Raw genomic sequence first — 26870 nt, forward strand, 5'->3', positions numbered from 1 at the left:
GGCCCGCTCCATTCAGTCCAGGAGTCAACGGGGCCAAGGCGCGGTCCGACCAACACGGACCGCCTTGCGCGGTACGGAACCTGTCCGGCACCTGGAAGGGTGCCGCTAGCGGTCGCAGGCCATCTACGACATGCGACCAACGGCCCATCCTGCACAAATGCGGCCTTCATGCCAACTGGCTTAATATGACTACGTGATCTCGCGCCTGCTCATCGCCCTGCTGCGCTTCTACAAGCGCTTCATCAGCCCTCTGCTTGGGCCTCGCTGTCGTTTCGTGCCGAGCTGCTCTGAATACGCCATGGACGCCATCTCCCGGCACGGCCCGCTGCGCGGCAGCTGGCTGGCGGCGCGACGGCTGGGCCGCTGCCACCCGTTCCATCCCGGCGGCTTCGATCCAGTGCCCGACTCTCCCAACGCCCCCTCTTGCCGTTGCACAGGAAAACACTGACATGTCCTCCACGCTCATCACCAACGCCCGCCTGGTCAACGAAGGCCGCACCTTCGAAGGCGACCTGCGCATCGAGAACGACCGCATCGCGCAGATCGGCAAGGGTTTGACTCCGCGTGATGGCGAACAGGTGGTGGATGCGGCTGGGCGCTGGCTGCTGCCCGGGATGATCGACGACCAGGTGCATTTCCGCGAGCCGGGCCTGACCCACAAGGGTGACATCGCCAGCGAATCGGCCGCGGCCGTGGCCGGTGGCCTGACCAGCTTCATGGACATGCCCAACACCAACCCGCCGACCCTGGATTCGACCATCCTGGAAGCCAAGTACGAGCTGGCGCGCGGTCGTGCCTGGGCCAACTACGGTTTCTACCACGGTGCCAGCAACGACAACCTCGACGCCATCCGCGCGCTCGATCCGAAGAAGGCACCGGGCGTGAAGGTATTCATGGGCGCGTCCACCGGCAACATGCTGGTCGACAACCCCGAAACCCTGGACGCGATCTTCCGCGAGTGCCCCACCCCGATCATCACGCACTGCGAAGACACGCCGATGATCGATGCCAACCTGAAAGCGTTCCAGGAGAAGTACGGCGAAGCCCTCACCCCGGAGATGCACCCGGACATCCGTTCACGCGAAGCCTGCATCAAGTCGACGCGGCTGGCCATGTCGCTGGCGCGCAAGCATGGCACCCGCCTGCACGTGCTGCACATCTCCACCGCCGACGAACTGGCCCTGTTCGAGAAGGGCCCGCTGATCCGCGCTGACGGCAGCCGCAAGCAGATCACCGCCGAGACCTGCGTGCACTTCCTGCACTTCGCCCGCCCGGACTACGCCACCAAGGGCAACCTGATCAAGTGCAATCCGGCGATCAAGGACGTGGCCGATCGCGAGGCGATCACCGCCGCGTTGGCTGACGACGTGCTGGACGTGCTGGCCACCGACCACGCCCCGCATACCTGGGAAGAGAAGCAGAAGCCCTATGCGCAGGCGCCGTCCGGCCTGCCGCTGGTGCAGTACGCGCTGGTCGCCGCACTGGAACGCGTGCACGAAGGCAAGCTGACCCGCGAGCAGGTCGTGCAGAAATTCGCCCATGCTCCCGCCCAGCTGTTCGATGTGGAAGAGCGAGGCTTCCTGCGCGAAGGTTACTTTGCCGACCTGGTGCTGGTGGAAGACGTGCCGTTCACGGTCAAGCGCGAGGACGTGCTGTCCAAGTGCGGCTGGTCGCCGTTCGAGGGCACCACGTTCCGTTCGCGCGTGGCCTCGACCTGGGTCAACGGCCAGCTGGTCTGGGACGGCAGCACGCTGGTGGGCAAGCCCGCCGGCCAGCGCATGACCTACGACCGCTGATGCGTCCGGCACTCATGTTCGCGGCGCTGCTGCTGGCAGCGCCCCTGTTCTCCGCACCCGCGGCCCAGGCACAGGACGGCATCGGCGACCTGATCGACAGTCGCGTGGTGTTTCCGGCCAGCGCGTCGCAGGGCGCGCTGGTGATCGGCAAGGTTCCCGCCGGCAGCAGCGTGCGCTATGCAGGCCGCGACCTGCGCGTGAGCAGCTACGGCAGCGTGGTGTTCGGCATCGGTCGCGATGAGAAGGGCCCGCTGCAGGTGCAGATCCGCCGACCGGATGGCAGCAGCGAGACGGCCGCCATCGCCGTGACCGCGCGCGACTGGCCGACCGAGCGGGTGAACGGCGTACCGCCGAAGACGGTCAATCCGCCGCCGGCCATCGCCGAGCGCATCAAGCGCGAACAGGCGCAGGTCACCGCTGCGCGTGCGCGCGACGACAACCGCACCGATTTCACCCAGACCTTCATCTGGCCGGTGCAGGGCCGCATCAGCGGCCGCTTCGGCAACGCCCGCGTGTACAACGGCCAGCCCGGTGCCGGCCACTCCGGCATGGACATCGCAGTGCCGACCGGCACCCCGGTGAAGGCACCGGCGGCCGGTGTGGTGACGTTCGCTGGGCCGGACCTGTACCTGACCGGTGGCACGCTGCTGCTCGACCACGGCTTCGGCGTCAGTTCGAACTTCCTGCACCTGTCGCGCATCGACGTGAAGGTCGGTGATCGCGTCGAACAGGGCCAGGTGATCGCCGCCGTCGGCGCCACCGGCCGTGCCACCGGGCCGCACCTGCACTGGGGCATGAACTGGTTCGACACCCGCATCGATCCGCTGCTGGTGCTGGAACGGAAATAACGCACGCAGGCTCCCCGCCGGGCATGGCCCGGCGCTACCCGATCACCATGCACGGTAGCGCCGGGCCATGCCCGGCGAGCGCAGCGGCCGAATCACCATGCACGGTAGCGCCGGGTCGTGCCCGGCGAGCGCAGCGGCCGAGGGTTCAGCCGCGCGCGGCCCACCACACGCGCAGCAACGTGCGCACGGGCGTGGCTTCAATCGGCTTGCCGGCGGCCTGCGCCACCAGACGTGCACGCGCCAGGCTCGACCACACCCGGCGTGCGCGTGGACCGGGCACGCGGGTGCCCCACCCTTTCAGCAACTGCTGCGCCCAACGCTGTGCCGCGTTGCCGGCATCTTCGTCCAGCAGGCTGCGCGGAACCCCGGCCACGCCAGCGTCCTGCAGGCGCTGCGCCAGTGTCTGCAGCAGCACGGCATGGCCAGCCCCCTTGCGCGGCTTGTCGGCAAACACCACGGCCTCGACCGCAGCCACCGCGTCGGCATAGTTGCCCAGTGCGCGTTCGGCACCGGCAGCGTCCAGCGCTACGGTGCGCGCCTCGACCAGATCCGGCAGCGCCTCGGCCAGCTGCACCCACGGTGCCCGCACCGGTTCCAGCACGCGTCCCAGCGGATGCCGCGAACGCTGCGCGGCCCAGCTGCGCAGTTCCTCTCCCCACCATGCCAGCTTGGCGTCCGCCGGCAGCGGATCGCCAGCGGTGTTGAGCATGTCGTCGAATTCCTGCAGCAGCGCGAACCATGCCAGCGCGACACGGCGCTGTGGTTCGGCCACGAACGGCTCGGCCACCGACCATTCCGGCCAACGGCTGCGCCACTTGTCGAGGAAACTGTCCAGCGCGGTACTGCTCACTACGTAATTCCTTACGGCTGGGCCGGGGCTGCCGGCCGGGTCGGCCAGAGACTGGCCAGTTGCAGAAGTTCGGCATTCTCGACCAGCACGTCCGCCTGCCAGGCCAAGGGGTCGTCGCTGTGCAGCCGGTAGCCCCACAGCGCCGCTACCGACGGCATGCCGGCGGCACGCGCGGCGATGATGTCGCGCTCATCGTCGCCGACATATACGCAGTCCTCCGCTGCGATGCCGATCAGCTGCGCGGCGTGCAGCAGCGGCAACGGATGCGGCTTGCGCTCGGCCAGGGTGTCACCGCCGACCAGCACGGCGCAGCGCTGCTGCCAGTCGTACTGCGGCACGATCAGCCGCGCCAGGTATTCGGGCTTGTTGGTGACGATCCCCCACACGGTGCCGGCTTCGTCCAGCGCACCGAGCATGCCGGCGACGCCTTCGAACAGCACGGCGTGCTGGCCGATTGCGGCTTCGTAGCGCTGCAGGAACTCGGGAATCAATGCATCCCGCTCGGCTGCTTCCAGCTCAGGAAACGCGGCCGACACCATCGCCCGTGAGCCCTTGGACACCACCGGCCGCAACTGCGCCGGATCGATCGGCGCGCGACCGCGCTCGGCCAGCATCGCATCAAGGGTGGCGACGAAATCCGGAGCGCTGTCCAGCAGCGTACCGTCCAGGTCGAACAGCACCGCACGCGGGAACACGGCAGCGGTCATGGCGCCTTGACCGCGTGGGCCAGGTAGTTGATGTCGGTGCGGCTGCTCAGGCGGGCGCGGTTGCGCCACGGCTCATAGGCCATGCCGCTGACATCGGCCAGCTGCAGGTCGGCCTCGCGCAGCCAGCGCGCCAGCTCGGCCGGCCTGATGAATTCCTGGTAGTGGTGGGTGCCCTTGGGCAGCAGCCGTGCCACGTACTCGGCACCGACGATGGCCACGGCGAATGCGGCTGCGGTGCGGTTGATGGTGGACAGGAACAGATGGCCACCCGGCTTCAGCAGGCGCTTGCAGGCCTCGATGATCGCGCCCGGATCGGGCACGTGCTCGAGCATTTCCATGCAGGTCACCACATCGAAGCTGCCCGGTTGTGCGGCAGCCAGGTCCTCGGCGGCCTGCACCCGGTAGTCGACGCTGACGCCGCTCTCCAGGGCATGCAGGCGCGCAACCTTGACCAGCTCCGGTGCGAGGTCGATGGCGGTCACTTCGGCACCGGCCTGGGCCAGCGCTTCACTCAGCAGCCCGCCACCGCAGCCGATGTCGAGCACGCGTGCGCCACGCAGCGGCGCGCGGTCGGCAACGTACTGCAGGCGCACCGGATTCATTGCGTGCAGCGGCTTCTGCGGGCCATCGGCATCCCACCAGCGGTTGGCCAGCGCGGCGAACTTGTCCAGTTCGGCCTGATCGAAATTGGAAGAAGCGTGGGGGGCAGTCATGACGGTTGTCCTTGCGGCGCCTGCACTCAGGCGCGGATGTGACGGATGCGCTCGCGCCACTGGCGCGCGTTGGCGATGATGCCCGGCAGGTCCATGCCGACCAGCTCGCGCTGAACCAGCTTGGGCTTGCCGGCGATCCAGACGTCGCTGACCTGCTGCCGGCCGGTGGCGTACACCAGCTGCGACAGCACATTGTGCAGCGGCTGGGTCTCCAGCGCGGACAGATCAACGCATACCAGGTCGGCCTGCTTGCCGACCTCGATCGAGCCGATGCGCTCGCCGAAGCCCAGGGCGCGGGCGCCGCCCAGGGTGGAGGCGCGCAACGTGGTCGCCGCGTCCAGCGCGGTGGCATCATCGGCCACTGCCTTGGCCAGGATCGCCGCCGTGCGGTTCTCGCTGAACATGTCCAGGTCGTTGTTGCTGGCGCAGCCGTCGGTACCAATGGCCAGGTTCACGCCGGCGCGCTGCAGGGCGCAGGCCGGGCAGAAACCAGAGGCCAGCTTCAGGTTCGATTCCGGGCAATGCACCACGCTGACGCCGCGCTCGGCGCACAGGTGGATCTCGGCCTCGGTCAGCTGGGTCATGTGCACCGCGATCAGGCGGTCGTTGACCAGGCCGAGGCGATCCAGCCGCGCCAGCGGACGCTGGCCGTGCAGCTTGATCGAATCGGTGATTTCCTGCGCGGTTTCATGGGTATGCAGATGCACCTGCATGTCCAGCTGGTCGGACAGCATCCGCACCCGCTCGAAATTGGCATCGTTGACCGTGTACGGCGCATGCGGCGCGAACGCGGTGCCGATCAGCGGGTCGGTGCGCCACTGGTCATGCAGTTCACCGGCCTTGGCGAAGTACTCGTCGTCGGTCTTGGCCCAGGCGGTGGGGAAATCGATGATGACCGCGCCGACCAGCGCGCGGAAACCGTGCTTCTTGTAGACGGCGGCCTGCACGTCACCGAAGAAATAATTCTCGTTGGCGCAGGTGGTGCCGCCACGCAGCATCTCGGCGATGGCAAGGGTGGTGCCGTCGGCCACGAATTCGGGACCAATCACCGCCGCTTCCACCGGCCAGATGTGCTGCTGCAGCCAGGTCATCAGCGGCAGGTCGTCGGCAACGCCGCGCAGCAGGGTCATCGGGTTGTGCGTATGTGCGTTGACCAGGCCCGGCATCAGCGCCGCCTCTGGGCGGCTGACAACCTGGGTGGCGCGGAACCGCGCACGCGCTTCGGCCCGCGGCAGGATGGCCACGATCTCGCTGCCACGGATGGCCACGGCATGGTCTTCCAGCACCACCGCATGCGGCTCGATCGGAACGACATAACCGGCTTCGATGAGCAGGTCGCAGGCTTCGGGGAGGTGCGGGCTATCGCTCATGCGGGCTCACTGGCTGGGGGAAGGACCGTACGTAGCCTTGGCTCGGACCTGGCGACTGATCACCGGTCAAACGGCTACCGCTGGGCTTCTGGAAGGCAAGCCCCTGAGTCAGGGGCGGCCGCGAAGCGGCGGGGTGTGGATGCTGGTGAGTGGGGGCCCACGATCCGCCATGGCGGATCGTGGGAGCGCCAGCGCGAATGCGCCGGCGCCTACCCGGATTACTTGACGCGCGAGGAGTACTCGCCCGAACGGGTGTCGACCTTGATGATTTCATCCTGGTTGACGAACAGCGGCACGCGCACCACGGCGCCGGTTTCCAGGGTGGCCGGCTTGCCGCCGCCGCCGGAGGTGTCACCGCGGACGCCCGGATCGGTCTCGGTGATCTTCAGTTCAACGAAATTCGGCGGCTGCACGAAGATCGGCGAACCGTTGAACAGGGTCACGATGCAGGACTCCTCGCCCTTCAGCCACTTCTCGGCGCCGCCCATGCCGGCCTTGTCGGCCTGCACCTGCTCGAAGGTCTCCGGGTCCATGAAATGCCAGTACTCGCCGTCGCTGTACATGTAGTCCATGTTGGTATCGACCACATCGGCCACTTCCACGTCGTCGGTCGCCTTCATGGTCATTTCGACCGTGCGGCCCGACTTGATGAAGCGATAGCGCACGCGGGTGAAGGCCTGGCCCTTGCCCGGCTTGATGAACTCGGTCTCGGAGATGACGGCCGGTTCATTGTTGACCAGGATCTTCATCCCGTTCTTGACATCGTTCATGCCCGCAGTGGCCATGCTCAAGCTCCTCAAATGGCGAAACCGCCGCGCGTGCGGCGAGCCGGATAGAATGGAAAGCCCACCGGAACCCCGGCGGGCAACTGTTTATGTGTCCATGATAACCGCAGGCCCCCTCTCCATGCAGCTTTCCGCCTTCCCCCGGACCCAGTCGCCAGGCGCGCCCGCGCGCTGGCAACAGCTCTGGCGCCAAGCCCTGCGCGACCCGCAGGCGCTGCTGGCCCGGCTGGATCTGGATGCCGCGGCACTGGGCGTATCGGAGGCGGCCATCGCCCAGTTCGCGCTGCGCGTGCCGGAGGGTTTCGTCGCCCGCATGCGCCGTGGCGATGCCCACGATCCGCTGCTGCGGCAGGTATTGCCGATCGACGCGGAGATGCGCCCGGCGCCCGGGTTCAGCTTTGACGCGGTGGGCGACGGCGCGGCCAAGAAGGCTACCGGGGTCATCCAGAAATACCGTGGCCGGGCCCTGCTGGTGGCCACCGGCAGCTGTGCGATCAACTGCCGCTACTGCTTCCGCCGGCATTTCGACTATGGCGCCGAGAACGCCGCCAAGGGGGGCTGGCAGGAGGCCGTGGAGGCCATCGCCGCAGACCCGGACATCGATGAGGTGATCCTGTCCGGCGGCGACCCGCTGTCGCTGGCCACGCACAAGCTGGCCGAGCTGACCGATGCGCTGCGCCAGATCCCGCACATCCGCCGGTTGCGCATCCACACGCGCCTGCCGATCGTACTGCCCGAGCGCGTGGACGAGGAACTGCTGGCCTGGCTGGGCAGCCTGCCGTGGCCACTGGCGATCGTGGTCCACGCCAACCACGCCAACGAATTCGACGCCAGCGTCGATACCGCGATGGCCCGCCTGCGTGGCATCGGCGCCCAGCTGCTGAACCAGGCGGTGCTGCTGCGCGGGGTCAACGACAGCGTGCAGGCACTGCAGGACCTGAGCGAACGCAGCTTCGCCGCCGGCGTGCTGCCGTATTACCTGCACCAGTTGGACCGCGTCGAGGGCGTGGCCCACTTCGAAGTGGACGACTGCCAGGCCAAGGCCCTGATTGCCGGCCTCACTGCCCGGCTGTCCGGCTACCTGGTCCCCAAGCTGGTCCGCGAACTTCCCGGCGACCCGAGCAAGCGCCCGCTGTAGCGCCTCACGCGCCCGATTCGATCATCCGCACCACTTCGGTGGCGGTGACCGGGTGGCTCAGCCGGTAGCCCTGGCCCAGGTCGCAGCCACGCTGGGCCAGCAGCTCGAACTGTGCCTCCTGTTCGATACCCTCGGCCACCACCGTGATGCCCAGTGCGTGGGCCATGGCGATGATCGCCGTGGTCAGGGCCAGGTCGTCCGGGTCGCGCTGCATGTCGGCGACGAAACTCTTGTCGATCTTGACCCCGTCCACCGGCACCTGCCGCAGGTGGCTCAGACCGGAGAAACCGGTACCGAAGTCATCCAGCCACACCTTCACCCCGGCCCGGTGCAGGCGGTCCAGCAGCTGCGCGGCCAGCATCTCATCGCCAATCACCGCCGTCTCGGTCAGCTCCAGGTGCAGGCGCGAGGCCGGCAGGCCCGACTCCTGCAGGCACTGCGCAACCAACGCCGGCAACTCACCGCCGCGCAGCTGCCGCGGCGACACATTGACCGAGACGAACAACTCGTCACCGGCCACGCCCCGCGGCCACTGCACCGCCTCCATGCAGGCGGCACGCAGCACCTTCGGGCCGATGACCTCGATCAGGCCACTCTGCTCGGCCACCTCGATGAACACCGATGGCGGAATCGTGCCCAGCGTCGGGTGCTGCCAGCGCAGCAGCACTTCCACGCCGACCATGCGGCGGTCACGCATGCGGAAGATCGGCTGGTAGGCCAGCCGCAGCTCGCCCCGCTCCCAGGCACCGCGCAGTTCCTGCTCCATGTGCACGCGGCGCTCGACCGCGTGATCCATGGCCCGGCTGTAATAGCGATAGCAGTTCTTGCCGGCCATCTTTGCCTGGTACATCGCGATGTCGCCGTTCTTCAGCAGCGTCGTCGCGTCCGCGGCATCGTCGGGGAACAGGGTCACGCCGATCGAGGTACCCAGGAACAGCTCCCTGCCCTGCACCACCAGCGGCTTGCTCAGCTCGCGCACCAGCACTTCGGCCAGCAACCGCGCATTGGCAGCAACATCACCATCACCGATCAGGATCACGAATTCGTCGCCGCCGAACCGCGCCAGCACGGCGTCGTCGCCGCCGGCCTCGGTCACTGCGCGGCCGATGCGCTGGGCGAACTGCAGCAACGCCTCGTCGCCGGCCTCATGGCCCAGCGTGTCATTGACCCGCTTGAAATCATCGATATCGGCAAACAGCAGACCCAACCGGTGATTGGACGCACGTGCGGCCATCAATCGATGGTCCAGCGCCTCGCGGAACGCCAGGCGGTTGGTGAGCCCGGTCAGCGCGTCGGTATAGGCCATGCGCCGCACTTCGCGGTCGTGGCGGGCGATCGCATCACGCATGCGGGCAAAGCCGCGCACCAGTTCCCCGACCTCGTCATCGCGGGTGTTTTCGCGCAGCGGCGCCTGGTAGTCGCCCGCTTCGATGCGCCGGGCGGCTGCGGCCAGCTCGCGGATCGGCGCCACCAGCGTGCGCTGTACGTAGAGGATCACCACCACGCCAATCACCACCAGCAGGCCAAGCATCAGCAGCAGCCAGCCCAGATGCCGGCTTCCCATCTGCTGCAGCCGCTCACCGAGGGTCGCGTTGGCCGCCTGCTCACGCTGCAGGACTTCATCCAGTGCCATGCCGACGCGGACACCGCCGATGCGCTGATTACCCATCCTGATCGGCATCGCGTTGTCGAGCACCGTGGGCGACTGCTGCACCACCAGTGATTGTGCGGCAACCGCCCCGGACGCCAGCGGATCGGTCATCGGCCGCCCGGATCCGGGAACCGTGGCCGAGCCGTCGTGGACCAACCGCCCGCGGTCGTCGAACACCAGTACGTAGCGCACCACCGGCTGCCGCGAAATGCTGCGCACCAGCGCCCCGACCTGGTCCAGGTCGTTGTTGTGGAGCGGAGCGGCAAGCGCATCGGACAGCTCGCGCACCATGGCCTCGCCACGGCTGCGCACGCTGCGGTCGAACAGTTCGTGGATGACGCCGTTGCTGAGCGACCTCACCTCGCCCTGCATCGCAGCCTGCCGCCCCAGCAGCACGGCCAGGATTGCCACCACCACCAGCATCGCCCCGCCCATCGCAAGCAGGAACCGGGCCTGCATCCCCGAGCCGAGCAACTTCATTCCACTTCCATCCGCACGCGCTTCGACCCTTGTTTCAAATCATCCCGCCACGGCTGCGCATGCGCATCGACGCGGCGGAAACCGGAAGCCCCCAACAACCCCTGCAACGCACGCTGCACCCGCCGAAGACAGGCGACACGCGGCAACCCGGCGGACACCCGGCCTGATACCCCCGGCGCCGGTCCGGCACCCGGCCGGTCCACACTGCCAAGCGCATGATCCTGCGTCATCGGGAGTTGCCCCTCATCGCTGCCCAACGCCCCTTCTGTGAACCGGGCGCAGCATGCGCCGTCCCGGCCAGCAGGGCCAAGGCCAGGCGCAGCAGTTCCCCCTGCATTGCCCTACGCAGACCCGACACAAGCATCATCCCCCGGGGTATCCGGACAGACTACCCGAAAAAATGAGAACGTCGTCAGCTGTCCTTGCCGTTCTTCTGCGCCAAGCGCGCCATGCGCTGGGTATCGGCCAGGATGCCGCGCAGCAGGCGCACTTCCTGCTCGCTGGGCTCGCTACGCAGGAACAGGCGACGCAGTTTGCGCATCGCCGACTCCGGCGCGCGTCCCTTGTGGAAATCGATCTCGTCCAGGGTGTCGCCCAACTGCGCGAAGAAGCTCTCCAGCTGATCATGGCTGGCGGTCTGTTCGCGGCTGTCCGGCTCAGTGGCGGCCACCGGCTGCGCGCCAAGCAGCTGCATGCGCACTTCATAGGCCAGCACCTGCACTGCGGCGGCCAGGTTGAGCGAGCTGAACTCCGGGTCGGACGGAATATGCACGGCGGCATGGCACAGCTGCAGCTCCTCGTTGGTCAGGCCGGTGCGCTCACGGCCGAACACCAGCGCCACCTCGGCGCCCTCGCTGGCCTTGGCCACTGCGCGGGTTGCGGCATCTGCCGGCAGCAACTCCTCCAGCTGGACCCGGCGCGCACGCGCGGTGCACCCCAGCACGAACCGGCAGTCGGCCACGGCTTCGGCCAGGGTGGCCACCACCGGCGCGTCGCCGAGCACGTCCTCGGCGCCGGCCGAGCGCCGGAAGGCCTCTTCATCAAGCGGCTTCTCCGGCGCCACCAGGACCAGGCGGGCCAGGCCCATGGTCTTCAGGGCACGGGCGGCGGCCCCCATGTTGCCGGGGTGTTGGGTACCGACCAGGACGAATCGGAGGCGGGTGGCAGCGGGAAACTGGGACATGAACAGGGAAAGGGTCGAGCTGGACGAAGACCAATGGTAAACTGTGCGGCCGGCCACTGCGCCGGACCTGCTCTTTTCCCCCGCCAGCCCTTCTCTTCTGCCCTTCCGGGAGCCCATGCCATGCAGAAACCCGCCGTCACCGTCATGGTCAAGGCCGCCCGCCTCGCCGGCAACGTCCTCTTGCGCAACATCAACAAGCTCGAGGCACTGAATGTAGTCCAGAAGGGCCGCATGGACTACGCCAGCGAAGTCGATGCGGACGCGGAAAAGGTGATCGTCAAGGAACTCAAGCGCGCCTACCCCGAGTACGGCATCTTCGGTGAAGAAGGTGGCGTGCAGAGCGAGCGTCGCCACATGTGGGTCATCGACCCGCTGGACGGCACCAGCAACTACCTGCGCGGCGTACCGCACTACTGCGTGTCGATCGCCCTGGTCGAGAACGGCGAGCCGACCGACGCGGTGATCTTCGACCCGCTGCGCAATGAACTGTTCACCGCCAGCCGTGGTGCCGGCGCCGTGCTCAACGACCGCCGCATCCGCGTGGCCGACCGCAAGGATCTGGAAGGCACCATGATCCACACCGGTTTCGCCCCGCGCGAGCGTGCCCGCGCCAGCGCGCAACTGAAGTCGCTGGACGCCCTGCTGGTGCACGCCGAGGACATCCGTCGCTCGGGTTCGGCCGCGCTGGATCTGGCCTACGTGGCCTGTGGCCGTGCCGATGCCTACTTCGAAGCCGGCGTGAAGGCCTGGGATATCGCGGCCGGCGTGCTGCTGGTGCGCGAAGCCGGTGGCAAGGTCTGCGACTTCAAGGGCGCGACCCCGGCCCGCATGGACAACCGTGGCCCGGACACCCAGCAGATCGTGGCCGGCAACCTGAAGGTGGCCGAGTCGCTGCAGAAGGTGCTGGTCAACACCGGTTACGCTGCCGAGTTCGACGCGAAGTTCTGATTTCGGGCGTAAAAGCGGTTCATGGAGACGGCACCTGCGAAGGTGCCGTTTTCGTTTTTGCGCCCACGCGTCGGTAGCGCCGGGCCATGCCCGGCGGATCATTTCCGCGACCCCGGAGGGGCGTCACTTTCTTTGCTCGTGCAAAGAAAGTAACCAAAAGAAACGCGCCGCCGGCCGCGAGCCGTCGCTACGCGCCGGTGCCCTGCGCTTCTCGGCGAATCAGGGGACGGCGCCGAACTCGCTGCGCTCAGACATCGGCGCCTCTTCGCCCCTGATTCCCCTGCGATGCTCGGCTCGCTCAAGGCGGGCCGGAAGATCAAGATCAACGGCAAGAGCATCCACGCATGGCGTGGATCTACTGGGTGCAGCTGTGGCATTTGACCTTGAGTCCGCCTTGAGCGAGCCGAGCACCGCAGGTCCGGCGAGGGCGAAGAGGTGCGGGTGTCTGAGCGCAGCGAGTTCCCGCACCGTCCCTCGGCGGACCGAGGAGCGCAGGGCACCGGCGTGCGCAGCACGTCGGCTCGCGGCCGGCGGCGTGTTTCTTTGGTTACTTTCTTTGCACGAGCAAAGAAAGTGACGCCCCTCCGCGGTCGCGGAAACGATCCGCCGGGCATGGCCCGGCGCTACCGACGCGTGAGCGCGCAAACAAAAACGCCCGGCGCCAGGCCAGGCGTTCCTGCACTTCTCTACACGCGGAGGCTTACGCCACCGTCGACGCCCGCAGCGCGGCGATGCGCTCTTCCAGCGGCGGGTGGCTCATGAACAGCTTCTTCGCCGTCGAACCGGCAATACCGAACGCGGCGATCTGCGTCGGCAGGGTGCTCTGGCCGTGGTTGAGCTGCAGCCGCTCCAGCGCCGAGATCATCTTCTGACGGCCGGCCAGCGATGCACCGCCGGCGTCGGCACGGAATTCGCGGTGGCGCGAGAACCACATCGAGATCATCGTGGCGAACAGGCCGAACACCATCTCCAGCACGAACACGATGATGTAGTAGGCAAAGCCGCGGCCGCCGCCTTCGCGGTTGCCCGACAGCGCGCTGTCGATCACCCCGCCGACCACGCGGGCCAACACGATCACGAAGGTGTTCAGCACGCCCTGCAGCAGTGCCATGGTGATCATGTCACCGTTGGCGACGTGGGCGATCTCGTGGCCGAGCACGGCTTCGGCTTCGTCCTCGCTCATGTTGTGCAGCAGGCCGGTGGACACCGCCACCAGCGCGTTGTTGCGGTTGGCACCGGTGGCGAAGGCGTTGATCTCCGGGCCGTCATACACCGCCACTTCCGGCATGCCGATACCGGCTGCCTTGGCCTGGCGCTCGACGGTGGCCAGCAGCCAGCGCTCGGTCTGGTTGCGCGGCTCGGTGATCACCACCGCACCGGTGGAGCGCTTGGCCATCCACTTGGACAGCAGCAGCGAGATGAGCGAACCACCAAAACCGAAGATGGCAGCCATGACCAGCAGGCCGCTCATCCGGCTGGGGTCGACCCCTATCAGCGACATCACGATGCTGGCGAGGATCAGCACGGCAAAGTTCGTGGCCAGGAACAGCGCAATACGGGTGAACATGGGAATTTCCGGCTTGGAAGGGGTTGATATCCGTCAATCTGCGGTGCAGTCAGCTTGAATTCAAGCGCCAACCTGACCGACGATTCAGCCTGCATGACCTCCTCCCTTCCCTGCGGCCGCTTCGCGCCCTCGCCCACCGGCCTGCTGCATCCCGGCTCGCTGCTTGCCGCCTTCGGCAGCTGGCTGCTTGCGCGCCACCATGGCGGCCTGTGGCGGTTGCGCATCGAAGACGTTGATCCACCCCGCACGGTGGCCGGCGCCGCACAGGCGCAACTGCAGGCGCTGGCCGCGTTCGGCTTGCTTCATGACGGGCCGGTGATCTGGCAGAGCGCGCGTGGCGACGCCTACCAGACGGCGCTGGACCGCCTGTTGGCCGATGGCCACGCGTTCGTCTGCCACTGCAGTCGGAGCGACCTGGCGGCCAATGGAGGCATCCACCATCGCTGCGTCGCGCGGCAGGCACGAGCGGACCCGGCCGTCCGCTTCCGCGTGCCGCCCGGCAGCATCGTGCGCTTCGAGGATGGCCTGCGCGGCCCGCAGCAACAGGATGTCCATGCCGAGGTCGGTGACTTCGTACTGCGCCGCGCCGACGGCTGCTGGGCCTACCAGTTGGCGGTGGTCGTCGACGATGCCGCGCAGGGCGTGAACGAAGTCGTGCGCGGCGCCGACCTGCTCGATTCCACCGCCCGGCAGATCCTGCTGCAGCAGGCGCTGGACCTGCCGACGCCGCGCTACTGGCACCTGCCGCTGCTGCTGGATGCGCCGGGCCACAAACTGTCCAAGTCACTGGCCGCGCTGCCGGTGGATGCCGGCGCGCCGGTACCGGTGCTGCGCCGGTTATGGGTACTGCTGGGCCAGCCGGGCACCGCACTGGACGGCATCGACGACCGCGACGCGCTGTTGGCCGCCGCGCAGCGCAGCTTCAACCCCGGCCTGCTGCCGCGCGCGGACATTCTGCTGCCGGCCGGCGCACTTTCCGCGCCGATGTTGCAGAATCCCCCTTCCCCCACCTGACATCCGGACAGCTTTCCATGACATCTCGCGTCGCACTGGTCACCGGCGGAACCGGCGGCATCGGTACCGCCATCTGCCAACGCCTGGCCGACCAGGGCCACCGGGTCGCCACCAACTACCGCGATGAGACCAAGGCCCGCGCCTGGCAGCAGGCGATGACCGAACGCGGCTACCACGTGGCGATCTTCCCGGGCGATGTCTCCGACTCTGCCAGCGCCGAAGGCCTGGTCCGCGCGGTCGAGGCCGAGCTGGGTCCGGTCGAGATCCTGGTCAACAACGCCGGCATCACCCGCGACACCACCTTCCACCGCATGCGCGCGGAGCAGTGGCATGATGTGATCAACACCAACCTCAATTCGGTGTTCAACGTCACCCGCCCGGTCATCGAGGGCATGCGCCGGCGCGGCTGGGGCCGGGTCATCCAGATCAGCTCGATCAACGGCCTGAAGGGCCAGTACGGGCAGGCCAACTACGCCGCCGCCAAGGCCGGCATGCATGGCTTCACCATCTCGCTGGCGCGCGAGAATGCAGGCTTCGGCATCACCGTGAACACGATCTCACCCGGTTACGTGGCCACCGACATGGTGATGGCGGTGCCCGAGGACGTGCGCGCCAAGATCATCGCCGACATTCCCACCGGGCGCCTGGGCAAGCCGGAAGAAATCGCCTATGGCGTGTCCTTCCTGGTGGCCGAAGAGGCCTCGTGGATCACCGGCAGCAACCTGGACATCAACGGCGGTCACCATATGGGGTGGTAAGCGGCCCCAGGGCTTCAAAGCCCGTGCTGCACCCTGCCGTTGGTCATGCTGCGCAGCACGCAAAGCCTTGCTGCGCAACATTCCGGCGACGGAAAGCCAAGCCTGGCGGGGGCTGGGGCGGTTGCAACCGCTGCTGCACTGCGCCATGCTGCGCGTCTACTGTGACGAGTACCGCTTCATGGCTGCGACCCGCATCATCAAGAAGTATCCGAACCGCCGTCTGTACGACACCGAGATCTCCAGCTACATCACCATCGAGGACGTGCGCCAGCTGATCCTCGACGGCGAAGACTTCGAAGTCCGCGACGCCAAGAGCGGCGACGACCTGACCCGATCGGTCCTGCTGCAGATCATCGCCGACCAGGAGCAGGACGGTGAACCGATGCTCTCCACCCAGCTGCTGAGCCAGCTGATCCGCTTCTACGGCGATTCCCTGCAGGGCTTCATGGGCAACTACCTGGAGCGCAGCATGCAGGTCTTCCTCGACCAGCAGCAACAGTTCCGCCAGCAGATGGGCAACCTGCTGGGGCAGACGCCGTGGGCGATGATGAACCAGCTGACCGAGCGCAACCTGGAGTTGTGGCAGGAATTCCAGCGCAACATGGGCAGCGGTTTCGGTGGCCCGCGTCCGGGTGGCACCGGAACGGGCACCGGCGCCGGTACGGCCGGCAAGCCGAACGATCCGACCGGCGGCACCGGCACCGGCGGCAAGACCCGCCGCTGAGGCCCCTGCCCCCGCGGATACGATAACGGCGCGCCATGGGCGCGCCGTTCTGTTTCGAACGCCTCCACGCGGGGCGTGGTCCTACTTCCTGCAGCCCTTGCAGACCCGCTCGACCTTGTACCCCTTGGCCCGCAGCTTCTCGACCACACCGTCGTTGCCCAGCAGGTGCAGCCCGCCCACCACCACCAGCGTGCCGCCCTGCCCGGCCTGCAGGTACGGCAGCAGCTTGGGCACCCACGCATCGTTGCGGTTGGTATTGATGCGCTGGTACAGCTGCGGATACTTCTGGCGCATCTCCACGCCCATCCGGCTCCACAGCAGGCGATCGTCGCCGCGGCGCCAGGCCTCATGCAGCATCTGCGCCTGGGCGTCCCCCTTGCCCGCTTCGTCCAGCGCCTCGGACAGCATCTGCCGCTGCTCCTGCACGCTCATGCCATCAAGCAGGTTGATCTGGCTGGACATGTCTTCTAGGCCTGCGGTCTTCTTGCCGGCCTTCTGCGCCCGTTGCATGAAGTGCCGGTCCAGCCCCAGCTCCGGGTCCAGGCCCAGCTTCTGCATCTGCCCGACGGTGATGGTCAGGCCGACGAACCAGGCTTTCATGCCCTGCAACTGCGCCAATGGCAATTTGTTCTGCGTCGCATAGGCCTGCAGCTTCTGCCAGGTCGGCGCATCCAGGTCACGCTTGAGTTCGCTGCCGTCCTTGCGGGTAGCCACCTGCACCATCTGGCTGGCCATCTGCGGCGACTGCAGTTCCTCAGGGGTCACTTCGAACAGCACACGCTGCGAGGCTTCGAATGCCTGCTCGACCTCGGTCGACAGTGGATAGTCCTGCGGCTTCAACAGGTGGAAGGAACCCAGCAGGTACAGGCGTGCATCTCCCTGCCCGGTGACCTTCCACAGCAGCGGCACCGGCGGCTTGCCGGCCGTGGCTTCGGCCGGCGCATCGCGCGCGACGGCCAACGGACCGATGGCGCAGGCAGCGAGAAAAACGACACTGCGCAACAACAGTTTCATCAACATGTTCAACCCTCTCCTTCAGGCAGGTGATACGTCTTCTCACCCGCTTCCACGCGCAGGTCCAGGCGGTTTTCCGGCGGTGCCAACGGACAGGTCGCATAGGCGGTGAACGCGCACGGTGGGTTGTGGGCATGGTTGAAGTCGATCGTCACGTGGCCGTCGGCCGTGGGCGCATCGGTATCCAGATAGCGGCCGGCAGGGTAGCTGCCGTGGCCACTGGTACGGTCGGCAAAGATCAGGAACAGCGGCTGCCCCGGTTCGCCGATCGCTTCCAGCCGCCAGCTGCGGCCGTCGCGATCGAATTCCACGGCACCGGCGTTGGGCATCTCGGTGGTCAGGCCGGTGATGTCCACGATCGGCAGGGTCTTGCCTGGCGGATGCGCGATGAAGCGCGCCTGCACCTGCCATTGCGGGCCACCGGGCCAGTACTGCAGGCCGGCGAAATCGCGGCGCGCCGGTGCATCGGCATGCTTGACCCGCAGTGCGTCACGCGGGCCGCGACGGATCAGGCTGAGCTGGCCCTTGCCACCATCGAAGGCCAGCAGGGTCGGCTGCGGATCCTTGTCGGTATCCATGCGCACACGCCCGCGCACGGGCTGTCCATCAAGGGTGACATCCGTGCCGGACTCCGGCGTGAACCACCACTGGTCGCCGTCACGGCGCAGCAGGCCCAGCTTGGCCGGCCCCACCGCCAGGCGGATGCCGCTGGTGTCGCCACTGCCGACGAAGTGCGATCGGTTCTGCAACCAGTGCAGCCCCACCAGCGCGGTCCAGCCGTCGGGCCGGGTCAGGTCCTGGTAGCGCAGCACCCGCCATTGCTGTTGCTGCGCGGCGAAGGCCGGATCCTCAACGGCGGCCGGTGCCGGCGTGGGTGCCGGGCTGCAGGCCACCAACAACAGGGCCGCCAGCAGGCTGCCCATTCGGCAAAATCGCATCGGTGCTCCCCTCAACGTCCGCGCAGGAACCAGCGGTCGATCTCCGCCAGCGAAAAACGGGCCCAGGTCGGCCGGCCGTGGTTGCACTGGCCGGACCGTTCGGTGATTTCCATGTCGCGCAGCAGCGCGTTCATTTCCGGCACGGTCAGGCGCCGGTTCGCACGCACCGCGCCATGGCAGGCCATGGTCGACAGCAGCTCATCGCGCGCTGTGGCGATGCGACGGCTCTGGCCGTGCTCGCGCAGGTCGGTCAGCACATCGCGCAGCAGGCCTTCGGGCTCGGCATGGGCCAGCAGCGCCGGGATGCTGCGCACGTGCAGCGCGCCCGGTCCGGCACGGGTGATCTCGAACCCGAGCGCAGCCAGCGTATCGGCCTCCGCCTCGGCGGTATCGGCCTCGCGCTCGCCCACCGCCAGGGTGATCGGCACCAGCAGCGGCTGCGACTGCAGGCCGATGCCATCGTGCGCATTCTTCAACCGCTCGTAGCCGATGCGTTCGTGCGCCGCATGCATGTCCACCACGATCAGGCCTTCGGCGTTCTCGGCCAGGATGTAGATGCCATGCAGCTGGGCAACGGCGTAACCCAGCGGAGGTACGCCGGCGTCGGCACTGGTGACCGGCAATCCGTTCTCCATCGGCATCGGCGGCACTGCCGCACCGCGCTCGGCACCCGCTGGCGACGCATACAACGCAGCATAGGCGGCGGGTGCGTCGGCCACCTGCAGGCCCAGCGGCTGCTGCGGGCGCCAGCCAGAGAAGCCGCCACCGCCGCCGCCCTGCCCGGCACCGGGCGCCGGGCCGCGCACGTAGCCGAAGCTGGACGCCGTCGCGCCCGGCATCGCCGCCGCAGGGTCGCCTGCGGCCGGATGCGCCGCGCCGGCACCGATCTCCTGCGCGGTCATGCCGGCACGGGTGTCGGCCAGTGCATCCTTCAGGGTGCGGTAGACGAAGTCATGCACCAGCCGCGAATCGCGGAAGCGCACCTCATGCTTGGCCGGATGCACGTTCACATCAACGCGCGTCGGGTCCAGCTCCAGGAACAGCACATACGCTGGCTGGCGGCCGTGGTACAGCACGTCGCCGTAGGCCATCTTCACCGCGTGGGCGACGCTGCGGTCACGTACCGAACGGCCGTTGACGTACAGGTACTGCTGGTCGGTGCTGGCGCGCGAATAGTGCGGCTGCGCGATCCAGCCATGCAGGCGCAGGCCGGCACTGCTGTGGTCCACGCGCACGGCCTGGTTGGCGAAGTCCTCGCCCAGGGTCTCGGCCAGGCGCACGTCCGAATACAGGTCGCCCGGCTTGTAGCGACGCGAGGCCTTGCCGTTGTGCGAGACGCGCAGCTCGACATCGGGACGGGCCAGCGCCAACGAACGCAGCCACTCTTCGATATGCCCCAGTTCGGTGCGCTCGGCGCGCAGGAACTTGCGCCGCGCCGGCACGTTGTAGAACAGCTCGCGCACTTCCACCGTGGTGCCGGGCGCATGCGCGCGCGGGGTCACCTCGCCGATCTTGCCGCCTTCGATCTGCAGTGCCGAACCGTGCTCATCATGGGCACGCCGCGAGGCCAGGGTGAAACGACTGACCGAGGCGATCGACGGCAGCGCTTCGCCACGGAAACCGAGCGTGGCCACTGCTTCCAGCTCATCCAGGTTGGCGATCTTGCTGGTGGCGTGCCGCGAAACCGCCAGCGGCAACTGTTCTGCGGCAATGCCGCTGCCGTTGTCGCGGATGCGGATCAGGCGCACACCGCCTTCTTCCAGCTCGATATCGACGCGGCTGGCGCCGGCATCGATCGCATTCTCTACCAGTTCCTTGACCACCGATGCGGGTCGTTCGACCACTTCACCGGCGGCAATCTGGTTGATCAGGATTTCCGGCAGCGGCCGGATCGGACGCGGATCGGGCGCGTTCATGGGCAGGCAAGGCAGGCAGACGTCATGCCACGATGATAGCGGAGCGGCGCCAAGGAGAGTCGAGATCCACCGTACGCGGCGCCAGCCAGCCAGGCGTGGCCTGGCTCCAGCGGACGCGGGCGATCCAGCGGGTTACTTGCTGCCGCCCGCCACGGTGCTTGCAGCGTCGATTTCGGCCTGCGCGCGCGCGGCGTACAACGTGCCCGGCGGCGGTTGGCGGCTGAAGAAGGTGTGCACGCCATCCAGCACCGCACCGGCGACCTTGCGCTGGTACGCGGGGTCGATCAGGCGGCGCTCTTCGTCCGGGTTGGAGATGAACGCGGTTTCCACCAGCATCGCCGGCATGTCCGAGGTCCGCAGCACGGCGAAGTTGGCGCGCTCGATGTTGGGCTTGTGGTTGTTGCCGATACGCTTCAGTCCGCCCAGCACGTGCCCGGCTGCGTCCTCGGAGGATTTCATGTAGCCGCTCTGGGCCAGGTCCAACAGGACGTTGGCCAGCGTGCCTTCGGTCTGCTGCAGGCGTACGCCACCAACCAGATCGGCCGCGTTTTCCTTGTCCGCCAGCCAGCGTGCACGCTGCGAAGACGCGCCCTTGGTCGACAGCACATACACCGACGAACCGGTGGCCGAGCGGTTTTCGGCGGCGTCGGCATGGATCGAAATGAAGATGTCGGCCTTGTTCGCACGCGCCTTCTGCGCACGCATCGGCAGCGGGATGAACACATCGCTGTCGCGGGTGAGGAAGGCTTTCAGGCCAGGCGTGGCGTTGACCTGGCGAGCCAGTTCACGCGCCACCGCCAGGGTGACATCCTTCTCGCGCTTGCCGGTCGGGCCGATGGCGCCCGGATCCTGACCGCCATGGCCCGGATCGATCGCCACCACCAGGTGACGCATGCCCGGCTGCATGCGGATGCGCGAGGCATCGCTGGGCATGGTCGGACGCGGCGACTCGGTCGGCGCAACAGGTGTCGGCACCGGCTTGGGCTGGGTGGCCACAACTGCAGTGGTGGCCTGACCAGCCAGGATGGCTGCCGGCGACGACGTCGGGGTGCTGCTGGCGGTGGTACCTGCTGCCGCCATCTGCACCGGGGTGGTGCTCGGCGCCGGCGTCGGCGCGGCGGGTGCCGCTGCGCTGGCACTGGCCTGCTGCTGGACCTGCGCGGTCAACAGCGCAGTGGCTCGCGCGGCATCACCACGGGACTGCGCGGTTTGTGCAGGGGTCGGGACCGGGACCGCAGCCGGACTCACCGAAGATGCCGCTGGCGGCTGCGTCGGCGCAGGCGTCGGCGCGGGGCGACTGGCGGCCACGGCCGGGCCATCGCCCGGCCACTCGATCACCAGCTTGGATTCATTGCCTTCGCGCTGCATCTGCGGGCGGAAGGGGGCGACCGTCTCGGCCAGGTCGAATACGACACGGAAAGTGCCCGGCACCGGCTGCCCGGTACGCACCGCAGTCACCACACCCTGCGGCGACGGCATCTTCAGGTTACGCACCGCGCTGGAATCGGGGAAATCGACCACCAGCCGGTTCGGGCCGGCCAGCGACAGGGTCTTGTAGCCACCACTGCCGACCAGGGCGATTTCCGCGCGGGTTCCGGTCGCACCGGTATTGAGCAGCACCTGGCGGACCTCACCGGCCCACGCACTGACGCTCGCCAGACCAAGTCCGACGGCGGCACAGATGGCAATGAGTCGATTCCCCGGGCGCATGACTCAGGATTCAATCACCGCACTGAACGGAATGCAACACCTTTTTCCTTAATAATCCGTAACCTGCCGGTGTTTGTTCTCGTCAGCCGACAGAAAGGGCCTGCAAGTCGCCACCTTCGGGAAGCCGCTGCAGCCATTCACGTCCCGTGTCGCTGATGCCAGTGAGACGCACGCGACGCCCCTGACCTTCAATCTCCAGTGCGACCACCAGATCGGTTGGCGGCAGCGCACCGGCACCGCGCTCTGGCCATTCGACCAGCCACAGCACGGCACTGCCCTCGTCCAGCCCGAGGAAATCCAGCTCGCCGGCCTGGCCGATGCGATACAGGTCCATGTGCCAAGCCTCGCCGCCACTGGACAACGGATAGCGCTCGACCAGGGTATAGGTGGGGCTGCGGATCGCCCCCTGCACGCCCAGCGCCCGCAGCAGCGCGCGCGCCGTGGTCGATTTGCCGGCGCCAAGATCACCGCGCAGCTCTACCAGCGCTTGCGGCGGACGGGTGGCTGCCAGCCATTGCCCCAGCAGTTCGGTGGCGTTGCTGTCAGCAAGGAAGAATTCGGTCATCGGGAACGTTCCGGGTTGGCCAGCCGCCGCAGGGGCGCCAGCAGATCAGTGGGAAGCAGGCCGCGGGCACCGTCGGCAGCGGCGACATCGCCGGCCAGGGCATGCAGCAGCGCACCGCCTGCTGCCGCATCGAACGCAGGCAGGCCCTGCGCGCGCAGGCTGGCGATGATGCCGGTCAACAGGTCGCCCATGCCACCCACCGCCATTCCCGGGTTGCCGGCCGCAATCAGTCGCGGTGCGTGGCCGTGCGCGGCGACGATGCTGCCCGCCCCCTTCAGCACCACCACTGCGTGATAGCGCTCGGCCAGCGCCTGCGCGCTGGCATAGCGATCGGCCTGGACTGCCGCCGTGGTGGTTTCCAGCAGGCGCGCGGCTTCGCCGGGGTGCGGGGTCAGGATCGCATCGGGCAGCGCATGCGCATCCTGCGCCAGCAGGTTCAGCGCATCGGCGTCGATCACCAGCGGCAGGCCCGACTGCAGCACACGCGCATACAGCGCGCGCGCCCATTCGTCCTGGCCCAGGCCCGGGCCGATCGCCACCACCCTGGCTTTTGCCAGCAACGCCGGCAGCGCTGAGCCATCTTCCAGCGCGTGCGTCATCGCTTCAGGCAACCTCGCCAGCAGCGGGCCGACATGATCGCGGCGGGTGCCGATGCTCAGCAGGCCCGCGCCAGCGCGCAGCGCAGCTTCGGCGGCCATCGCGATGGCACCGCCGCTGCCATGGTTGCCGCCCACGCACAGCACGTGGCCGGATTCACCCTTGTGGCTGTTGGCACGGCGCGGCGGCAGCAGATCCGGCAGGCGCGACTGCGTCCAGCACTCTGCAGCAGCGACGACACCCTGCCAGGCCGCATCGGCCAGCGCCAGTGGTGCCAGGTGCCTGCGCCCGGTGTATTCCAGTGCGTCGCCGGTGTACAGGCCGCGGTGGGCGACGATGAACTGCACTGTCAGGGCCGCGCGTACGGCTGCGCCCGGTACGCAGCCATGGTCGGCGTCGACACCGCTGGGTACGTCCAACGCCAACACCGGCGCCTGCTGCGCGTTCAGCGCCTCGATCAAGGCCAGCGCCGCGCCCTCTGGTGCCCGGGAGAAGCCAAGGCCGAACAGGGCATCGACCCATAGATCGGCCTGGGCCAGTTCGCCGTTGAAATCAGTGACGGTGCCGCCCGCGGACCTGAAATCGGCTGCGGCGCGCTGCGCCAACGCCGTGGAAGGTGGGCTGCCCGGCAGCGCGATCAGCTGCACCTGCCGCCCGGCCTGCAGCGCATGACAGGCCAGCACATAGCCATCGCCGCCATTGTTGCCGCTGCCAACCACCACGCCGATCCGCCGCGCCTGCGGCCAGTGCTGCAGCAGGCTCTGCCAGGCCGCCTGGCCCGCCTGGGCCATCAGGCCCCAGCCACCATCGCCCGCCAGCGCGGAGGCCTGGGCATCGAGTGTGCGTGCGGCACGGGAATCGAACAGATCGGCGAGGTTGGCCATGCGGGGATTTTATACTGGTGCACATGTCCCCCGTCCCTGCCCCCCTCGATCCGGCCCTGGCCGTACTGCGCATCCGCGATCTGGCGCGCGCGCATGGCTTCCAGCGCTGCGGCATCGCCGGCATCGAACTGGGCGAGGACGAGGCGCACCTGGCCGACTGGCTGGGCCAGGGCCTGTACGGCACGATGGACTGGATGGCACGCCACGGCACCCTGCGCGCGCGCCCGGCTGAGCTGCTGCCCGGCACCGTGCGGGTGATCTCGGTGGGCATGGACTACAGCCACAGGGACGACACCGAAGCGTGGGCGACCCTGGCCGATCCGGGGCGCGCCTACGTCGCCCGCTACGCGCTCGGCCGCGATTACCACAAGCTGATGCGCAACCGCCTGCAGAAGCTGGCCACGCAGATCAACGATGAAGTGGCGCCGCTGGGCTACCGCGTCTTCGTCGATTCGGCGCCAGTGCTGGAACGCGCGCTGGCACGCAACGCGGGGCTGGGCTGGATCGGCAAGCACACCTGCCTGATCGACCGCCACGGCGGCTCGTGGTTCTTTATCGGCGAGATCTACATCGACCTGCCGCTGCCGATCGACACGCCGGCCAGCGCGCACTGCGGCACCTGCACGCGCTGCATCGACGTCTGCCCGACCCAGGCCATCACCGCCCCGCAGCGGCTGGATGCGCGCCGCTGCATCTCCTACCTGACCATCGAGCATGACGGTGCGATTCCCGTGGAGATGCGACCGCTGATCGGCAACCGCATCTATGGCTGCGACGACTGCCAGCTGGTCTGCCCCTGGAACAAGTTCGCCAAGCGCACCGACGAAGCTGACTTCCGCGCCCGCAACAACCTGGACACCGCACGCCTGGACCAGTTGTTCGCCTGGGACGAAGCTGAATTCCTGCGCCGTACCGAAGGCAGCCCGATCCGCCGCAGTGGCCATGAGCGCTGGCTGCGCAACATCTCCGTGGCACTGGGCAATGCGCCAACCACGGCAGAGACGCTGTCTGCGCTGCAGACGCGCGCCGAGGCTGCTTCACCCGTAGTCCGCGAACACGTGCAATGGGCACTGGCCCAGCACGGCCAGCGCTGACGTGCGATCCTGAGCCCCCTGCTCCATCTGCCCCACGCCGTCACCATGCAGCCACGCAACAACGACGTCCTCACCCCCAGCCAGCTCAACACCCTGGCGCGCGACCTGCTGGAAGGCAGCTTCCCGGCAATCTGGGTGGAAGCCGAACTGGGCAGCGTGGCGCGGCCGGCGTCCGGCCATCTGTATTTCACCCTGAAGGACGCGCGTGCACAGTTGCGCGCTGCGATGTTCAGGATGAAGGCGCAGTACCTGAAGTTCGTACCGCGCGAGGGCATGCGCGTGCTGGTGCGCGGCAAGGTGACCCTGTACGACGCCCGTGGCGAGTACCAGATGGTGCTGGACCACATGGAGGAAGCCGGCGAAGGCGCGCTGCGTCGCGCGTTCGAGGAACTGAAGGCGCGGCTGGAAGCCGAGGGACTGTTCGACCCGACCCGCAAGCGGCAGATGCCGGCCCACGTGCAGCGCCTGGCGGTGATCACCTCGCCCACCGGTGCCGCCGTGCGCGATGTGCTGAGCGTGCTCGGCCGCCGCTTCCCGTTGCTGGAAGTGGATCTGCTGCCGACCCTGGTGCAGGGCGCAACCGCTGCCGCGCAGATCACCCGCCTGCTGCAGGCCGCCGATGCCAGCGGCCGCTACGACGTGATCCTGCTGACCCGTGGTGGTGGCTCGCTGGAAGACCTGTGGGCCTTCAACGATGAAGCGCTGGCCCGCGCAATCGCCGCCAGCGGCACGCCGGTGGTCTCGGCGGTGGGTCACGAAACCGACTTCAGTCTCAGCGATTTCGCTGCTGACCTGCGCGCGCCTACGCCATCGGTGGCCGCGGAACTGCTGGTACCCGATCAGCGCGACCTGGCCCTGCGCCTGCGCCGCAACGCGGCTCGCATGGTGCAGCTGCAACGCCACGCCATGCAGCAGGCGATGCAGCGCGCTGATCGCGCCCTGCTGCGCTTGAACGCACAGAGTCCGCAGGCACGACTGGATCTGCTGCGCCGTCGTCAGCTGGACCTCGGACGTCGCCTGCATGCAGCGCACAACCAGCAGCAGGAGCGTCGCGCAGCCCGCCTGCGCCACGCTGCCGCAGTGTTGCGGGGCCATCATCCGCAGCGGCAGATGGAGGCGCTGCGACGTCGCCTTGCCGCGTTGGGCGGGCGCCCACAAGCGGCGCTGCAGCGCCTGATGCAGCGTGATGCGCTGCGCCTGCGTGGCCTTGCACGTTCGCTGGAAGCGGTCAGTCCGCTGGCGACCGTCGCGCGTGGCTACAGCATCGTGACCCGTGCAGAGGATGGCGCGCTGGTGCGCCGGATCGACCAGGTGCAACCAGGTGACGCACTGCAGGCCCGCGTCGGCGACGGCGTGATCGACGTACAAGTGACTGCGGTCAAGTAAGGGGTGTTCGGCAGGGCTGCGCCCTGCACCCGCCGAATCAAATGCAACAGCCGAAGCAACTGCGAGAGCGGCATTCCGTGGGATGGCGGGGCGATGTCGGAGTGCGGGGACGCCGTAAACCCGTCCGTGGGGGCTTGGCCGCGGCATCCATGCCGCGGACACCCCGCAATCCGACACCGCCCCACCTTCGACAGTTTCCCGGCGGCGGTTGGCACATCCATGCCATGCGTGGAT

General features: G+C 68.0%; 24 protein-coding genes. 10 read left to right on the top strand and 14 right to left on the bottom strand.

Annotation, left to right across the window (positions count from 1 at the left end; genetic code table 11):
• Positions 1-193: 193 nt before the first annotated feature.
• From yidD to ACUXVE_RS04290, 3 genes are read left to right on the top strand one after another with little or no spacing between them, the layout of a single operon-like run.
• On the top strand, positions 194-448 hold the full coding sequence (yidD, locus tag ACUXVE_RS04280; protein WP_080148401.1) for a membrane protein insertion efficiency factor YidD: 255 nt from the start codon (positions 194-196) through the stop codon (positions 446-448).
• Between the two features lies 1 nt (position 449).
• Entirely contained in the window at positions 450-1796 is a 1347-nt protein-coding gene (locus tag ACUXVE_RS04285) for a dihydroorotase (protein ID WP_093820491.1), read from the top strand.
• Entirely contained in the window at positions 1796-2644 is an 849-nt protein-coding gene (locus ACUXVE_RS04290; protein WP_199776052.1) for a M23 family metallopeptidase, read from the top strand. Before ACUXVE_RS04285 ends, ACUXVE_RS04290 begins: the two co-directional genes overlap by 1 nt.
• Positions 2645-2789: 145 nt before the next feature.
• Here ACUXVE_RS04290 and ACUXVE_RS04295 read toward each other — a convergent pair whose 3' ends face one another.
• The 5 genes from ACUXVE_RS04295 to efp all read right to left on the bottom strand — a co-directional run bounded on the left by ACUXVE_RS04295 (position 2790) and on the right by efp (position 7069).
• Entirely contained in the window at positions 2790-3494 is a 705-nt protein-coding gene (locus ACUXVE_RS04295; RefSeq protein ID WP_093820493.1) for a squalene/phytoene synthase family protein, read from the bottom strand.
• Positions 3495-3505: 11 nt separating this feature from the next.
• Entirely contained in the window at positions 3506-4201 is a 696-nt protein-coding gene (locus ACUXVE_RS04300; RefSeq protein WP_222388733.1) for a phosphoglycolate phosphatase, read from the bottom strand.
• Positions 4198-4914: a bifunctional 2-polyprenyl-6-hydroxyphenol methylase/3-demethylubiquinol 3-O-methyltransferase UbiG gene (gene ubiG / locus ACUXVE_RS04305; protein ID WP_445513899.1), complete on the bottom strand. Its 717-nt coding sequence runs from the start codon at positions 4912-4914 to the stop codon at positions 4198-4200. The genes ACUXVE_RS04300 and ubiG overlap by 4 nt, the downstream gene beginning before the upstream one ends.
• Positions 4915-4940: 26 nt before the next feature.
• The gene (locus tag ACUXVE_RS04310) at positions 4941-6284 is read right to left on the bottom strand and encodes a TRZ/ATZ family hydrolase (protein ID WP_025876398.1); all 1344 of its coding nucleotides are present in this window, start codon (positions 6282-6284) and stop codon (positions 4941-4943) included.
• Positions 6285-6502: 218 nt separating this feature from the next.
• Complete coding sequence (efp, locus tag ACUXVE_RS04315) at positions 6503-7069, bottom strand: elongation factor P (RefSeq protein ID WP_006379771.1); 567 nt, start codon at positions 7067-7069, stop codon at positions 6503-6505.
• Between the two features lie 97 nt (positions 7070-7166).
• On the opposite strand from efp, the gene epmB reads away from it, so the two are divergent.
• The gene (gene epmB, locus ACUXVE_RS04320; RefSeq protein WP_445513900.1) at positions 7167-8207 is read left to right on the top strand and encodes an EF-P beta-lysylation protein EpmB; all 1041 of its coding nucleotides are present in this window, start codon (positions 7167-7169) and stop codon (positions 8205-8207) included.
• 4 nt (positions 8208-8211) lie between these two features.
• Here epmB and ACUXVE_RS04325 read toward each other — a convergent pair whose 3' ends face one another.
• A complete protein-coding gene (locus ACUXVE_RS04325) occupies positions 8212-10338 on the bottom strand; it encodes a putative bifunctional diguanylate cyclase/phosphodiesterase (protein ID WP_222388724.1) in 2127 nt (708 codons plus the stop codon).
• A gap of 412 nt (positions 10339-10750) precedes the next feature.
• Positions 10751-11521 (bottom strand): RNA methyltransferase, encoded by a 771-nt coding sequence (locus ACUXVE_RS04330; RefSeq protein ID WP_093820509.1) that lies wholly within the window; start codon positions 11519-11521, stop codon positions 10751-10753.
• 120 nt (positions 11522-11641) lie between these two features.
• Between ACUXVE_RS04330 and ACUXVE_RS04335 the strand changes: the two genes are divergently transcribed.
• Complete coding sequence (locus ACUXVE_RS04335; RefSeq protein ID WP_025876387.1) at positions 11642-12469, top strand: inositol monophosphatase family protein; 828 nt, start codon at positions 11642-11644, stop codon at positions 12467-12469.
• A gap of 700 nt (positions 12470-13169) precedes the next feature.
• On the opposite strand, the gene htpX is transcribed toward ACUXVE_RS04335, so the two are convergent.
• Positions 13170-14036 (bottom strand): protease HtpX, encoded by an 867-nt coding sequence (gene htpX / locus ACUXVE_RS04340; RefSeq protein WP_099784842.1) that lies wholly within the window; start codon positions 14034-14036, stop codon positions 13170-13172.
• Positions 14037-14129: 93 nt separating this feature from the next.
• Here htpX and gluQRS point away from each other — a divergent pair, with 93 nt between their 5' ends.
• The 3 genes from gluQRS (at position 14130) to phaR (ending at position 16532) form a co-directional block, all read left to right on the top strand.
• Entirely contained in the window at positions 14130-15050 is a 921-nt protein-coding gene (gene gluQRS / locus ACUXVE_RS04345; RefSeq protein ID WP_445513901.1) for a tRNA glutamyl-Q(34) synthetase GluQRS, read from the top strand.
• Between the two features lie 17 nt (positions 15051-15067).
• Positions 15068-15808 (top strand): acetoacetyl-CoA reductase, encoded by a 741-nt coding sequence (gene phbB / locus ACUXVE_RS04350; RefSeq protein WP_093820513.1) that lies wholly within the window; start codon positions 15068-15070, stop codon positions 15806-15808.
• 178 nt (positions 15809-15986) lie between these two features.
• Entirely contained in the window at positions 15987-16532 is a 546-nt protein-coding gene (phaR, locus tag ACUXVE_RS04355; RefSeq protein ID WP_025876379.1) for a polyhydroxyalkanoate synthesis repressor PhaR, read from the top strand.
• 81 nt (positions 16533-16613) lie between these two features.
• On the opposite strand, the gene ACUXVE_RS04360 is transcribed toward phaR, so the two are convergent.
• The 6 genes from ACUXVE_RS04360 to ACUXVE_RS04385 form a co-directional block, all read right to left on the bottom strand.
• Positions 16614-17552 (bottom strand): TraB/GumN family protein, encoded by a 939-nt coding sequence (locus ACUXVE_RS04360; protein WP_222388719.1) that lies wholly within the window; start codon positions 17550-17552, stop codon positions 16614-16616.
• A gap of 2 nt (positions 17553-17554) precedes the next feature.
• Entirely contained in the window at positions 17555-18484 is a 930-nt protein-coding gene (locus tag ACUXVE_RS04365) for a DUF1684 domain-containing protein (protein WP_080148394.1), read from the bottom strand.
• Between the two features lie 11 nt (positions 18485-18495).
• The gene (gene mutL, locus ACUXVE_RS04370) at positions 18496-20400 is read right to left on the bottom strand and encodes a DNA mismatch repair endonuclease MutL (protein WP_093820517.1); all 1905 of its coding nucleotides are present in this window, start codon (positions 20398-20400) and stop codon (positions 18496-18498) included.
• Positions 20401-20532: 132 nt separating this feature from the next.
• Positions 20533-22110, bottom strand: a complete 1578-nt coding sequence (locus ACUXVE_RS04375) for an N-acetylmuramoyl-L-alanine amidase (protein WP_222388715.1) — start codon at positions 22108-22110, stop codon at positions 20533-20535.
• A gap of 82 nt (positions 22111-22192) precedes the next feature.
• Entirely contained in the window at positions 22193-22675 is a 483-nt protein-coding gene (tsaE, locus tag ACUXVE_RS04380; RefSeq protein WP_025876369.1) for a tRNA (adenosine(37)-N6)-threonylcarbamoyltransferase complex ATPase subunit type 1 TsaE, read from the bottom strand.
• Entirely contained in the window at positions 22672-24156 is a 1485-nt protein-coding gene (locus tag ACUXVE_RS04385; protein ID WP_445513902.1) for an NAD(P)H-hydrate dehydratase, read from the bottom strand. The genes tsaE and ACUXVE_RS04385 overlap by 4 nt, the downstream gene beginning before the upstream one ends.
• A gap of 23 nt (positions 24157-24179) precedes the next feature.
• Between ACUXVE_RS04385 and queG the strand changes: the two genes are divergently transcribed.
• Complete coding sequence (gene queG, locus ACUXVE_RS04390) at positions 24180-25250, top strand: tRNA epoxyqueuosine(34) reductase QueG (protein ID WP_445513903.1); 1071 nt, start codon at positions 24180-24182, stop codon at positions 25248-25250.
• A gap of 45 nt (positions 25251-25295) precedes the next feature.
• Positions 25296-26636, top strand: a complete 1341-nt coding sequence (gene xseA / locus ACUXVE_RS04395; RefSeq protein ID WP_222388709.1) for an exodeoxyribonuclease VII large subunit — start codon at positions 25296-25298, stop codon at positions 26634-26636.
• Positions 26637-26870: the final 234 nt, after the last annotated feature.

The organism is Stenotrophomonas sp. 3(2025) (assembly GCF_052665395.1).